Here is a 14,301-nt window from a genome sequence, read left to right on the forward strand (position 1 = left end):
TTTACACAGACATTTTTTTTATAAAATCGGCATAGCGAAGAATAATTTCTTCGGCTTTCCCATTATTTGGCTTTCCGAATAATGGTAGCTTCAGCAGTCGTCCACTAACATTACTAGCGTTTTTAATGTTAACTTCATAGGCATTAGTAGAAAGTCTATGGAAAACAGACTTTTGACCGAAGAATAATGGCTGATCTATAAGCGGTCTAGTTGACCCCGGACTATCTACGTATCCAAACCCTTGTTCTTCGGAAACTTTAAGAATGTCGTTCTTTAAACTTGAATGCTCGTTCTTGATCATAAATGGGAACGTGTATAATCCAGGCTCAAAATCATATGGAGGACAGATGTTTTCAAAATAGGTTGACTCTTCAACAGCATCAAACAATGTTTGATAATTCACTCCACGTTGGCTTTTAATGACTGGAACTCTAGCGAATTGTTCTTTAAGAATAGCAGCACCAATTGTACTTCCGCGATACTTTAATCCTAGCCCTGTTAAAGAAACTGTAGTTAAATTCCTATCAGTCACTTCTTGCTTTACTCTTTTATTGTAATGGCCTAAAATTATTGATTTCTCGAATATTTCTTTATGGTTAGTGATCAAGTAACCACCTTCACCTGAAGTTAGCACTTTCTGGTTGGTGCTAAAGATACCGACATCACCAAAAGTACCTACTTTTTTTCCTTTGTAAGTGGCTAAATGAGCATGTGAACAGTCTTCTATTAACTTGATTTCAAGCTTTTCGCAAACTCGGCATATCTCATCCATATCACATGGTATCCCCCACATATGTGTAAGAACAACGGCTTTAGTATTATCCGTATGTAATCTCTCTATTTCACTTGCACTTATATTTCCGTAGTTATCGCAATCCGCTTGTATAATATTAACCCCTTCATAGGCAAATGGAGAAAATGTTGCAAAAAACGTATATGAGGGAACGATTATTTCGTCACCAGGCTTAAAGTCAAGAGCGTAGTATAAAGAGTGCATTGCACCCGTTGCGCAACTAAAAAATACGGCATATTCTGTTTTATAATAATCTTTAATAACTGATTCGACCTCTCCAATAACACCTTTCGAATCAATGTCAGAAAGAGACCTTTTCAATTGATCAATTACTACCTTTTCTAATTTTTCATCTATAATTGGCCATTCGTACATCATTTATATCCTTGTTGATATTATCAATAGCTTCTTGAATTTTATTATATACTTCGTCTGATATTTCGTTAGAGCAAAGAAAATCATTCAATTGGTTTGAGTTTCTTATACCAATAACTTGTATAGAATTTTCTTCTTTGAGACATCGTTTCAATAAGAAACTAATTGTTTCTGATTTCTTAAATTTTTTTAAATGTGTGTGGATTATTTTTTGGTTGTCAATACTATAAATAGACTTTCCAAACCTAGTGTCTCCTTTATTAAACTTTCTCGGCTCATTAAGCATTACGCCTTGAAATAGTGTTTTATTAAGAAGGGAGATTTTTTTATCATTGGAATCGTTTTCTCTATCAGGTATCGGAGAAAAATTGTTAGCAACGAAAGAAGGATCTAATTTATCTAATAAAAAGCATTCGAAATCATTTCTAATCACTAACTCTTTTTGGTTGGTAAACTGATGTGACTTTCTTATACAAGTAGACTTTATAATTCCACTTTCGACGCAACTTAAAATGAAATCACTGGTTTCTTCAAACTGCCTTCTATTTAAAAAATAGTTATGGTGAAATGCAAACACGTCTAAAGAATCAATTTTTAAAATATCCATTGTTCTGAATAATCTTTGTTTTACAAGTTCCTTGTCTAGATAGTCATACTTATCTGTCTTCGTGTAACCGACTTTCAATGATATACTGCAATTTTCTGCTTTGATCGTTGAATTCAACGCGTGAGAAATTTTCCTTATAGAACTATAGTCCGGTCCATAAGAATCTGAAGAATCTATAAAGTTAATCCCATTCTCTAAAGAGTAAACTATTGCTTCTATGTACTTTTTTTCATTAATACTCTGCCAGCCAATATGTCTTCCATTTTGGATATAAGAACCTCCTCCCTGCCACGTGCCTAATGCAATTCTACTAAGTTTTTTGTTTAACTTAGCGCAATACAATGTGGAATAATTAGCCATTATGCATCCTTTAACTTCCAGCCTTTATCTTTTCTAGACAGAAAATGCTTGTAGCCATCAGAAATAATCGTCATTAATTTACTGCTAATATTCCCTCTCAATAAGGTTAGCGATGTTTCAATATCTTCTGTTTGCTGTTTTAATTTAAGGTCTATGATTTTATAAAGAACAGAGTTAAGATTTTCAATAGTATTATCTTTTGAATATTCTTTCCTCTTTTCATCGATGAAATCGGAAAATCTGATATCTCTGTGGTTATCAAGTATTTTTTTGTCACCTATAACTACATACAAAAAGCATCCCAGTAACTCCCAACTGTTTCTTCTGATAATTTTCCTTGTTCTATGAATTGCTTCCCTTTCGTCGCTATTTGATATTTTCTGAACACTTTTTAGCGTATAATCAAAAGGATATGACATATCAATCCACAATTGGCTATAGTAACTAAACCTACCTATTCTTCGGTCCAGATAGTTAGCATCGACTCTACCCATCGCTTCATTAAACCCTGTGGCTAGTCCCAGGCTTATAACTTCTTTCGTATAGTTTGCACCTTGAAGGTTTTCCATTGAACCTAGCATGTAGGACACGTCTTCATAGAATGCTCTGCCTGTTGAATGAACACTGCAGTAATCATTATTCTGTGCTAAGAGGTAGGCATCTTTTGGACTTATTGAAAGATCACTACTGACAATTAGATCTTTTCGACCTAGAAAATAATACGTAGCAAGCAGTTCTTCCATTGACATTAGATGGTCATAAGTAATGTAAGTGTATCTTGTCTTTATTCCCATCATACTTAGGATTCGAATCGCTAAGATGTTCTGCAACGATGTTGTTTTTTTATTGAATCGCTCTAAAATTGAATCGACACCTGACTCTACACCGAACAAACACCGGTCTAAAGATGTGTCTCGGAGCTTTCTCCACATATTCAATCGCTTTTGATGCCAATCTACATTTTTGTTTAATCGAACTACTTGATCTACTCTTGAGTTTGTTTCAAACTTAAATCCAAACCTATGTATTTGGTCTGCCAAGTCTTCAATTCTTTTTTGCGACTCTCTGTTGTAGCCTAGAAACTCTTCATCTACTAAGAATATTTTTTTCGGTAGTAAGTTATTTTTATTAAACTCACTTTCAATATATGGCATTAGAGATTTTATAGATTGGACCGAGTCACCTGCCCATATTCCTTTGTGCTGACGTGGACAAAATGAACACGCATAGCTGCAACCTCGGCTAGATTCAAGCTGCATTACTCCGTTTAAATTTAATGTTTTAGGTAGGAGGTCTAGCTCTGGTAATATGTCTAATGACACTCGGTTATTTATAGCTTTTGTTTCATAAAATTTGCCATCATTAATATAAGCAACACCAGGTACATCTGAACAATCGGTATTGTCAATTGCGGCACGAGTAAAGTCGACCATCGTCGATTCACCCGATGACGTACCAATGTATATATTTGGATATTTATCAAGAAGAATATTCTTATTCAAAACAGCTAAGCTGCCCCCAACTATAATCCTTGACGTTAAATCAAGGTTTCTCTCAACTAATTCAGAGAGTATATATTCTAATACATCTTGCTGACCAAATGTTACTGATATAGCGATAACCTTAGGTTTTTTAAGCACAATTGAACTAACAAGTTCATGAGAACTTAGTTCTAATTGCATATCCAATAGGCTTACGTCTCCGAGATGGTTTGATCGCAAAGCTCTAGCAATACACGATATTCCAAGAGCAACTCTCGGCAATGGGAATATTTCAGGATGATATAAGCCAGCTAACACTATCGGTGACTCAGTTGTCTGCCTTATTAGGTCTGGGCTTATATAACCTTCACCATAGTATTGATTAGCGTTGACTACCGTAACAAGATTATTTGATACAATATCCACATCCCTAATTGGTTTCCCCAAACTCAATGCATGACATGATAAGTCGATAGAATAAATAATTATTACACGTTCATCTACAGAACCAGATACTATAGTTTTATAATCTTTAGGTAAGTTATTGTTAATTAACTCTTTAATTTTTTCCGGTTCGCATTGATGCAATATAATATTATCGCTGAGTTCATCAGGTTCTTTTATGTAATCAATTTTTGTCAAAAAGGAATTAATTTCTTTTTTTCTATCTCTATAGTTTAGTAGATTGTGTTTTACGCTTACGACTTTTATTATTTGAGCCTTGCCTGCCGCACCACCAATATTTTCAATTTTATTTAACGTAGCCAACTTAAAGCTCCATTTTTAGTTATTTTTTTTATTTATGTTAAAGTCCATTTATCTGTAAGGTATATATCACAAGATATTTTTTCTGTAATTACTCCTTCTAAGGGGATACCAATATCATGGTGTTTTTTTACTTCCTTTATTGTTAAATTATAATTTTCGTTCTCTTTTCTTCTTCTCAAAATATCGTTGTAAATAATTTGATCATTCAATCCTTGGCACTTTACATAGTCAATTGCATGGTGTAGTTCACAATCATATTTGTTATTTTCTACAATATCTTGGTGTTCAGAGATAAAGCTAGAATGTGTTTTTATTTCTTGTAATAAAAATGCTAACTTTTTTTCATGTCTTAGATAGATATTCTGGTCTGTTAGATATTTATTTATCAAGAGTAGGCTGAAATGCAATGATTCTTTACAAACAAATCTGGAAATTGTTAGTAGTTCTTGATCAGTTAATGATTCCAATAAGTAGTTAAAATCAATTGCATCTCGTATAGAGAAGCTTTTTGCCTTGTTATCTCTGTTAATGATTTCAACCATAAATGCGATCATCATTGATACTTGAAAAGGTTTAGTAGCAAAGACTTCTATTAGATTAACACCTGAATAGAATGTTCCTGGGTAGTTTTTGTAGTGAACTTCAAGCCATAACTTGTCACTGTATTTCCAAGGAAAAGGGTGGCTCATATCATGTTGAAATATCCCAGATAAAGTTTCAATTTTATTTTGTTTCATCAGCCATAGCTTTGAATTTCTGTACGACTTTGCTAATATCAAAGATACAAACTTTATATAATCGGTTTTGCTATCAAATAACAAATCTAAATCTCTAACTTCCCTAATCATCCCTTTCGGGTATAGATACGAATAGTTTGGTCCTTTAACATACATTACCTTTCCTACAAGGTTCATTTCTTCCAAGTAACTATCAATCTTCAGTTTGTGTGCTGATATTTCGTCGTAGGCTTTCAGTAGATTAGACAACTCCTGGGATAGGCTATCTCGAAAGTAACTAAGATAACCGTATAAGATCTTTTCTTTTCTTAAGAAATTCACTTTTTGATCTTCAGTTTTGAATTCACACTCGAGTAATCTTTCAAGCTCTATGTAATTCTGATCTAGCACAAGATCATAAACCATTGATAAAAAAGTATTTTTTCTAAATTTCACCTAAAGCATCCTTGCACAACATCACATTTACCCAGTGAAACTACATTGACCAATGTATTTACTTCAATATCAACATTGTTGATATGTGATCCGTTGCTATAAACCAACAGGCTATTCACTAAGGTGTGTAAAATTACTTTGCTGTGTTAAATGTTTGTGGTATTAATCAAAGGTCTCGTTACATAATGGGCACTTTTATATCATTGATACAACATAAGAAAGGAGGTACTTCATGAAGTTAGTTCGTAAAGGGAAAAAAGTTTCATTTGAAAACCCACGCCTATAATTAACCTGATATAAACCACTCAGCTTCTTGAGTGGTTTTTTACTTACTGCGTGAACCTAAGGAGGTTTTAGATGTTTCAAAAGTATCCTATCTTGTCGCCAGATGTTTGCTATAAATCTACTGGAAAATCTATAAAATTTGAGATTGGGAATGATAGCTTTGAATTGGAATTGGACAGTTTGTGTTTGACAAAAAATGTCAAAAAGGTCTTAGAACACTTAGAGTTAAAAGAGCTAGATCTAGCCAAAAAAGTTGACTTGTCCCCTTACAGCTTTGAGCAACTGATAGAAATTCTTGATTCCGAATGTATTATTACTGAATTTGACCCAAAAGATATTCGTGTATTCTCAGGAAAAAAGTTAATCTGCGACCAGGAAAGGTACTATTACAAACATGTGCTATCTCAGCTACATCCTGATATTTTTACTCAACAGCTTGAAGATAAGTCAGTTTCGAATGAAACGTTGTTGCGATGGGCGCTGCAATATAGCTTTATTACCCAAAATGCAGAAAGTTGTATAGCAGCATCTTTAATTAATAAAGACTTAAATGACCATCTACGAGAACAGTTGTTTTCTTTTTTTCGAGAAGAGATTGGTCACCAAAAACTACTCAAAAGTGCTTCCGATTATAGCAAAGCTGAGTTAGAGAGTGTTGTTGTACATGTGTCAACATTGAGTATAGTAGGGAACCTATTGTACTATTCAATCTTCGACCTTCCTTCTTTTATCGCCATGGTAATGATGTTAGAAGGAAATGCTTCAGATTCACAAAGATATATTGATGTTTTGGATTCATCAGACTTAGGAGAAGAGTTTACAAGAGGACAAAAAAAACACGAGCAAATTAACATTGATGCTTGTCATGGTGATGAAGCTCGAGAGATTGCTAAGTATCTCCCATATATCTCAAAGGACGATATTGAACGCTCTAAGCGTAGTATTAAAACCCATGTTTTTAATAGACAATATATGAATAGTTATTTAATCAGTGGAACATATCATCCAAATTTATCCAAGGGATTTATCAGAAAAATCCTAAAAGAAAATTGGGGTTATTTATTATCTAGAACAGCTTTCACAGCTATTGCTAATTCAAATGGAAAAATTAAAGAACAACTAGTGGCTATGGTTTCTAGAGCTAAAATTAGAAATGATTGTGACATAGAAGGAAAATCTTTCCCAATAATAGAAATGTATTGTTCAGCAATATGGTTTATAGCTTACTCTGACCCAGAAAAGTACCTTTATACGATATCTTCAATCGAAGGTGATAAGAAAAACACTAATGCATGTGAAATAATATCTAGTTCTATTTGGTAAAATTTGGTATTGGACTACACATTTGTATACAAAAAACACTAATATTAGTAGCTCTGCTCTGCTAGACATCATTTGCTCAGTTCCCGAAATTAATAGGGTATTTGATGAGATCGAACGTCTAAGGTTAAATAATGCCTACATTGCAGGAGGAGTGATTACACAAATAGTTTGGAATAATCTACATGGTTTCCCCTTACTACATAATATTAAGGATATCGACATTGTTTATTTCGATATGCACACAAAAGTCTCCGATAAGAGACTAGAAATAAATATAATGGAGGCTGTAGGGGGGGAGGTAAAAATTGATGTTACAAATCAAGCGTTTATCCATAGGTGGTTTAAGGACGAATACGGGGTCATTACACCGCCACTTGTTAGTGCTGAAGATGGTATAGCTACATGGTTACCGGCGTTCTCCATTGGGGTACAGAGAACTGAGAATATTTATTATGTATACGCCCCTTTTGGGTTGAACGATTTATTTAAAATGATTGTTCGCCCCAATAGACGTTCAATGCAAATATCAGTTTATCAAGAAAAAACTAAAGGTTATAAAGAGCGATGGCCGAATATCACTATAATACCATGGAGTTAGTATGAATAATTATAGTCTAGACTTGACAAATAAAATAGATAATGACTATACAACTAAAAGTTCGCTTAAAATACTATCCTGGAACTTACAGTCTCCTTCATTAAGTAGGTTTAAAGAACAAGTTGACTACATATGCTCTTCAAAAGCCAATATCTTGGTATTAACAGAGCTTAAAAGCAAAAATATTGAGCAATACGCGTCTTTATTAGAAATGAATAATTACAACGTTCATCACGGTATGAACCTGGAATGTAAGTACACAACCATTATTGCCACACGGAATCTGAAAAGCAACAAATGCAAGCTATATGACAAATCTGATGACAACCCTCGTTCAATTATCGTTAATATATATTTCTCACTAGGTATGGTTACTATCTGGGGGACATACATGCCATCATATCATCCTTTATATGCAACACCTGAAAGGATATCGTTAAAGAAGTCTTTTAGTGATAATGAACTATTTCGTTTAAGAAAGTATTTCTCTGGCCCATCGAACCGTCTTATTTTTACAGGTGACTTAAACATTCTCGAGCCAGAACATATCCCAAGAATTGACGGTTATAAACAGTGGAACTATGTGTACTCAGATTTATGCGGTCTTGGGTTAATAGATTGCTATACAGTGTTAAGGGCTGGGAAAAAAAATGAGCATAGCTGGGTTTCGCAGGAAGGAGAAGGCCAGAGACTAGATCATATGTTTGTTGATACTAGAATGGATAAATCTATAAGAAGTTGTTATTTTGATCATCTTCCCAGGTTAAACAAACTAAGTGATCACTCGGCTATGTATCTGGATATATTCTAGATTCACATTTATTGACGACAACCCAACGAACCGGAAAATAAACAATTAGCAGTGTGATTCATAGATATGTTTTCATTTTTCTTAGCTGAATATTCAGCTTGTAATACTGCTCTTGAAACCTCTCTTTCCAGAGCTGTCAATGACTCAAATCGGTTGAATCACCAGTGGAGTGCCCGTTAGATAAACGTCCCTTAAACTTGCCATGCATCTCTTCTGATTTTGGAAAACCGATCGTTTTACGAACCAGTCGCTTTGATCTTCTACGTAATGTCAGATTGGTGCGCGCAATTCGCTGAGTAAACCTTTTCCCTACAATGTGCTTTTCTCTTGGTAACTCTTTCGTGTAGACATTGAAGTCATCTGTGAAAAAGAAGCTGATGTTGAACGGCTTTAGTAAAGTAAGTAACACTCGCAACGCATCCGTATTGCGGTTACCAAATCCGCGAGCAATGATGCGTTTATAACGCGGCTCCCATGCATACCAAAGCTAAGCTCCTAACAGGTCCATCTCTGATGGGCCTATCTGAAACTTAATGTTGAAACATGTGGTAAATTTGTATCTTGACGAGTACCCTGGGCAGCACACATCAAAATCGAGTAATGCTATTGCGATGATCAAGAAGTTTCGTTTCGACATGAAAGTTGGTGATCAGGCGATAACATATGACCCATCTCGCAGAGAATATTTAGTAGGCGAGGTAGTTAGTGATTATGAATACACTAGTGAAATTATCGATGATGAGGATTTTAATCATATTCGAAAGGTTAAATGGCTTGGCTGTGTAAGCCGCGATTCTCTGGGTGTTTCCTCGCGCAATACACTAGGCAGTACATTGACAGTATTTTCTGTAAACGATGATGTTGCAGCTGAGATAAATACATTTCTCAATTCTCAGAACGATACTCCATCAGTTGCCGAAGTTCAGGAAGAAAAAGAACAAGCGATTGAGCAGTCACGAAACGATGTAATTGAACAGTCTAGAGAGCTAATAAAAGACCGAATTGTAGATGTTTCTCCGGATGATATGGAGCACTTAGTTGCGGGCGTTTTACGGGCGATGGGTTATAGAACCATTGTCTCAGCTAAAGGGATGGATCGTGGTGTGGATATCTTTGCTTCACCAGATGGCCTAGGGCTAGAGTCTCCTCGAATTAAAGTGGAAGTAAAGCATCGTAAAAATACGGCTATGGGTTCCCAGGAACTACGCAGCTTTATTGGAGGTCTTCGTAGTGACGATCGCGGTTTATATGTTAGTACAGGGGGCTTTACCAAAGATGCTAAATACGAAGCAGAACGTTCAAACGTCCCGGTTACACTAATCGATATCGACGGATTGATGAAGCTAATCATCGAGCACTATGATTCATTTGATATCGATACAAGAATTTTGCTGCCTTTGACTAAGGTTTATTGGCCTAGGTAATAATTGTTTTAATATTTAGATTTTTGACAACTTTGTGATCGAGTTCGGAAAACTGCAGAAGTGACCCTAGGCGGGGTAGATAACGATCACCTGTCTTCAAAAACTATGGAATGCAAGAACATCAAGGGCTTGTACTTCATCGGTGAAGTGATGGACGTAACAGGCTGGTTAGGTGGCTATAACTTCCAATGGTGTTGGTCGAGCGGCTTTGTTGCGGGTCAGTGGGTGTAATTATGTGCAGAGACAATAAAGTTTGTCCATAGTGATGGTTATCACTATGATTTGTAAAGTGAAGCTTTATTGGATTAAGTGTGGGGCGCGGTCGAAAAATCGAGTCGTTGGATGACTATCAACCTCACTGTACTCGAAGAGCGTTTGGCGCATCTCATTTCTTGTCATGATCGGTTCGTATTGGATCGCCTCGACTTTCATCGAATGGAAAAAGCTCTCAACACACGCATTATCCCAACAGCTACAGCAGCAATGACTGGAGAAGTTGCAAAGTTTATTGATTCGGCTCTTGCCGAAACTGATGACAATGATATTTGTAAGGGATGATTTTCAACATGGTTAATATATGATTGGCTTATATAAGATATTTTTCGTTCTTTTCCTTGTTTTTTAGTCGGAGCAGCTTATTTTATTGAGCCTTATTTGGAAATAAAATGCTTAATAACAATAATATTAGTTTCTTTTTTTATATTGGGCATTGCCAGTATTTATGTTAAGGCTGGTGTACCCTAAGTGTGAGCTATTTATATCGATTATTTTATTTACGGTGATGCATTTATTTGTTTATTTATAAATAAATAAATGAAAATTGGTTTTTACAAGTGTTTTTTGTTATATGCATGCTGTTTTTAATATATACTTTTTATGTTTTAAAAAAGAAATCAATTATGTGAATATATTTGATATTTCTGAATTTTAAAAACCAACTAAATTAGTAGTTGGTTTTTTCTACGTTAGGCTTGGTTTATACCTCTAAATTAATAGTTGATGTGTAAGTAATCATTGTTTTTGAGTGAACCGCACTCGCATCTTTGTACACAGAGTTAAATGAGTACAAGCACTAGTGTGGTGAGCTATGACAAGCAAGAAAAAACGTGTTATCCACCCTCCTAGACTTAAAACTGTCCCTCTGAAACTGGCTGGGAAAGTGAGATTCGTTGAATCCGAAATCGACTTTCCTTACATGAACTTTATTTTTCGGCTGTTGTGTTAAACATTGATTTGCCTTTCAATAGTGATAGGTTATTAAATAATTAAAGCGTGAAGGTGAGAGGAGTGAAATGTCAGTATATCTATCCAATTGGCCAATTTATTTTTCTGATATAGCGTAAATAGATACAGTAGCGCATAAATATAGGCAAAAATAAGCTTGTTGTACGAAAGGGGTATTTTGGGGGAGTGCGTATTTTAGGTATTGTTGGATTGTGATGGGAACTAAAAGCAAAGCTACACAAAAAACTTAAACTCTAACGCTTACGGGTACGAGTATGGTTAATTGATGGGTGCAAAGTTCAATACTTCGACGTAATGAAAATAAGACTATCAAATTCCTTATTTCCGCTTGCAGGGACTTTTTGTATTGATACTTTCTAATCATTCTTAGAAACTCTGCAAAAATAATACAGTTAGTAGTATACAACAACTGTAACGAAAGTTTCATTTTGAAGCCTGTGGCATTACAGAAGATGACATCAAAAATTGCGATTGGTTAACCCATCCCATAATTTATAATGAACTTTTTCCATGTGATCTGTTCTTTGGTTGTTATATTCCTACAATTCGGGATCTTATCTTTTAAGTAAAAGTATAAGAAATAGTTACATAGTTTTTCAATTCAGTAGATTCTAATACTAATCCCAACGAAACACACAGAGGGATGAATCATGAAAAGACTAACAGTATAAAATACTGTTAGTGGGGGTGGCTACTGGGGCCGTTTTGACTGCTGCGGCAGTCGCTGCAATAGGCTATGGTATCTAAGCTTTTTGATTAAGTATTAAACCTGGGTGATTTGGTTAGCTGTTAACGTCGGTTCAGCCCTTGAAAAGCAATGTACAATGATATTGAGAGTAAAGATGGTTGCTATGTTTTGTATACGCAACGGAAGATGCTGTATCTAACAAGCCAGTTGCTGTTATTTATAGAGGGCAAACTTTATTGTCTCATTTGAGCCTTGTGGGCAAACTCTATTGTCCCTGCACAGTTAACAATTTCTCCGCAACAGCGATGGACTCATAATGACGACCATCGCTGCTGTTCAATACCATATTAGACTTTCCCGAAAGCTAAGGGCTTATGATGCTTTGCTTGCTGGTGGGGCGTTTAGTTCTACACAACGGCCTCGATATAAAATCTCACTGTTTGGGTCGCGATTAGCGGTCACTAGCAGTTCAGAACTGTTTTTAAGCGTTTGCCACTCAGTTGGCGACATATAGCGGACGTTATTTACATTTTCTAGGCTATCAATGAGTTTGAGCTCACCGGTATTTCCATCTCTCATCCACACCATTGCTCTATCCATAGGTACTTTCGCCATCGCACGATTTCGCTGCATGCGGATGCTTGATTGCCCGGGCTTTTCTCCTTGATAGGCGACCAAAGCAAAATGGTCTTTTTGGCTCTCAGAAGACATCATGGCTAAGTAACTAATAGGGCGCACCTGTGCGATTTCTGTTGGTTGCGAGGTTGGTGATACAAAAGGTTGTAGCGACAACCCTATGAGCAGAGAAAAAGCCATGCTAATAGGGAGCCACCACCAACGCATAGTCTGAGTCTGCTTCGATGGTTTGATTGTTTGGGATGCGATGTTTTTCCATACTTGGCGTGGCGGAGGTTTCAAGTTGCCTTCAGAATGTGTCATATCGATTGCTGGGGTTAAGCTAGACAAATGCTGATGCCAAAGGTCGATGTGTTCCCACCAAGTGGGATCTGATCGCATGAGGGTTTCCAACCTCTTTCGTACGAGTGGCGTTAATGTTCCCAGAACGTATTCGCCGGCAAGTTTATCTCTTAGCTCTTGATTTTGATAACGTGCGTTTTTTAATCGGTTAGGCATCGTTTTAGCTCCTGTAAACCTCGGCGAATCCACGATTTCACTGTGCCAAGTGGAGTGCTCACATGGTGGACGATCTCTTGATGACTCATCCCGTGCTGATAGGCCAAGATAATCGCATTCCTTTTTTCTTCAGCGAGCGAGTTTAGGCAGTATGATAAGTTGGCTCCTGAGTCAGATGTTACTTCGAGAGCGACCTCTTCGGGGGGCTTTACCAGTTGTTCTTCCCCTCGATTGTTCCGCTTTCTAATTTCATCTATAGCGAGGTTTCTCATACTTTGGCATAACCAAGCCCAAGGGTGATTTACTGGATATTGCTGGTTGTTGTGCCAGAGCTTTACGAATCCCTCTTGAAGTATATCCGCTGCAACGTGTTCGTCTTTTACGACGCCGAGGATAACGTTAAAAAGCCGGGTACTGGTCAACTGGTATAGCGCTTCGAACGCAGCTTGGTCTCGAAGCGCTACTTGGGAAAGCAGTAAACCTATCTTATGTTTATCGGTGTTCACGCTTTCCTCATTATTGTTCTACAATGTGCCAGACTTGTTTTACGCCATTGCCGCTAGTGTCGCCGGGCTTTTGGTCTTTTATCCAACGATAAAGCGGTTTGTTGTGATATGTCCATTGATATGAGTGGTCGTTGCGCTGAGTCACACCAAATCCTCCCGTCAGCTTTAGATTTTCTATCCCCTTTTGAGTTATCTCTGTATCCACAAGAGCAGGTGGCCACTTAGAGGCGCAATCATCGTAGCAAACGGATTGGTTGGGCTTATCTTTATCAAAGGTATAGAGAGTCTTATTATGGCTATCGACCAGATAACGTTGCTTACCATCATTGAACAGTCTGATGGTGACATCATCCGCTCGGGCTAGTGGCCAAACGCCTTTGATGCCCGCACCTGTGATCTCTCCTTTCTGAGAGTCTTTAAGCCAGCGATAAAGTGGTTTTCCGCTCAAAGCCCATTGTTTGTTGCCGTCTTCTCTTGTTATTTGGCTGAAGCCTGCTTGCGTACCGAAGTGCTTGCTGGATTGTGCGGTTACAAGAACAGGCGGCCATAACTTCTCACATTGATCAGTACATACAGATTTCCCAACTGGATCTTTAATAAAGGTATAAAGTGATTTGCCTGAGGCATCGGTGTATACCTCCCCAACTGACGTAGTTGTTGTTGGCGCAGCAAAACTAGTTGAGGTGACCAGTAATGCCGAAAATAATAGTTTTTTCACAGTCGTTTTCCTT

11 protein-coding genes and 3 pseudogenes are annotated in these 14,301 nt (G+C 36.7%); 5 read left to right on the plus strand and 9 right to left on the minus strand.

Annotated features, from left to right (window positions below):
- Position 1: 1 nt before the first annotated feature.
- Genes A8140_RS00925 through A8140_RS00940 form a run of 4 tightly spaced genes read right to left on the minus strand, consistent with a single transcriptional unit; the run spans position 2 to position 5,556 of the window.
- Positions 2–1,171, minus strand: a complete 1,170-nt coding sequence (locus A8140_RS00925; protein ID WP_080619591.1) for an aminotransferase class V-fold PLP-dependent enzyme — start codon at positions 1,169–1,171, stop codon at positions 2–4.
- On the minus strand, positions 1,143–2,135 hold the full coding sequence (locus A8140_RS00930) for an aldo/keto reductase (protein WP_038863349.1): 993 nt from the start codon (positions 2,133–2,135) through the stop codon (positions 1,143–1,145). The genes A8140_RS00925 and A8140_RS00930 overlap by 29 nt, the downstream gene beginning before the upstream one ends.
- Positions 2,135–4,384, minus strand: coding sequence for a B12-binding domain-containing radical SAM protein (locus A8140_RS00935; protein WP_050557422.1), 2,250 nt, complete (start codon positions 4,382–4,384; stop codon positions 2,135–2,137). Before A8140_RS00935 ends, A8140_RS00930 begins: the two co-directional genes overlap by 1 nt.
- Positions 4,385–4,416: 32 nt before the next feature.
- The gene (locus tag A8140_RS00940) at positions 4,417–5,556 is read right to left on the minus strand and encodes a nucleotidyltransferase family protein (protein ID WP_038863351.1); all 1,140 of its coding nucleotides are present in this window, start codon (positions 5,554–5,556) and stop codon (positions 4,417–4,419) included.
- Between the two features lie 357 nt (positions 5,557–5,913).
- Here A8140_RS00940 and A8140_RS00945 point away from each other — a divergent pair, with 357 nt between their 5' ends.
- The 3 genes from A8140_RS00945 to A8140_RS00955 are packed head-to-tail and all read left to right on the plus strand — an operon-like array spanning position 5,914 to position 8,573.
- Positions 5,914–7,164, plus strand: a complete 1,251-nt coding sequence (locus A8140_RS00945) for a hypothetical protein (RefSeq protein WP_005536753.1) — start codon at positions 5,914–5,916, stop codon at positions 7,162–7,164.
- Positions 7,165–7,186: 22 nt separating this feature from the next.
- Positions 7,187–7,762 carry a nucleotidyltransferase family protein gene (locus A8140_RS00950; protein ID WP_005536752.1) on the plus strand — a complete coding sequence of 192 codons (576 nt, stop codon included), beginning with the start codon at positions 7,187–7,189 and terminating at the stop codon, positions 7,760–7,762.
- A 1-nt stretch (position 7,763) separates the two neighbouring features.
- Positions 7,764–8,573: an exonuclease/endonuclease/phosphatase family protein gene (locus A8140_RS00955; protein WP_005536750.1), complete on the plus strand. Its 810-nt coding sequence runs from the start codon at positions 7,764–7,766 to the stop codon at positions 8,571–8,573.
- A 136-nt stretch (positions 8,574–8,709) separates the two neighbouring features.
- Here the strand turns inward: A8140_RS00955 and A8140_RS00960 are convergent.
- Positions 8,710–9,060: pseudogene (locus A8140_RS00960) on the minus strand (IS1 family transposase); the annotation flags it as partial.
- A gap of 46 nt (positions 9,061–9,106) precedes the next feature.
- Here A8140_RS00960 and A8140_RS00965 point away from each other — a divergent pair.
- Positions 9,107–9,997, plus strand: a complete 891-nt coding sequence (locus A8140_RS00965) for a restriction endonuclease (protein WP_005536748.1) — start codon at positions 9,107–9,109, stop codon at positions 9,995–9,997.
- A 48-nt stretch (positions 9,998–10,045) separates the two neighbouring features.
- Positions 10,046–10,228 (plus strand): annotated as a pseudogene (locus tag A8140_RS00970) (NAD(P)/FAD-dependent oxidoreductase); the annotation flags it as partial.
- 66 nt (positions 10,229–10,294) lie between these two features.
- Here the strand turns inward: A8140_RS00970 and A8140_RS25030 are convergent.
- From A8140_RS25030 to A8140_RS00985, 4 genes and pseudogenes are all read right to left on the minus strand, one after another.
- Positions 10,295–10,471 (minus strand): annotated as a pseudogene (locus A8140_RS25030) (IS3 family transposase); the annotation flags it as partial.
- Positions 10,472–12,302: 1,831 nt separating this feature from the next.
- Positions 12,303–13,064, minus strand: a complete 762-nt coding sequence (locus tag A8140_RS00975; RefSeq protein ID WP_005528986.1) for a hypothetical protein — start codon at positions 13,062–13,064, stop codon at positions 12,303–12,305.
- A complete protein-coding gene (locus A8140_RS00980; protein WP_005528988.1) occupies positions 13,049–13,570 on the minus strand; it encodes an RNA polymerase sigma factor in 522 nt (173 codons plus the stop codon). The genes A8140_RS00975 and A8140_RS00980 overlap by 16 nt, the downstream gene beginning before the upstream one ends.
- A gap of 10 nt (positions 13,571–13,580) precedes the next feature.
- On the minus strand, positions 13,581–14,288 hold the full coding sequence (locus tag A8140_RS00985; protein WP_005528989.1) for a hypothetical protein: 708 nt from the start codon (positions 14,286–14,288) through the stop codon (positions 13,581–13,583).
- Positions 14,289–14,301: the final 13 nt, after the last annotated feature.

The organism is Vibrio campbellii CAIM 519 = NBRC 15631 = ATCC 25920 (assembly GCF_002163755.1).
Taxonomy (GTDB): Bacteria; Pseudomonadota; Gammaproteobacteria; order Enterobacterales; family Vibrionaceae; genus Vibrio; species Vibrio campbellii.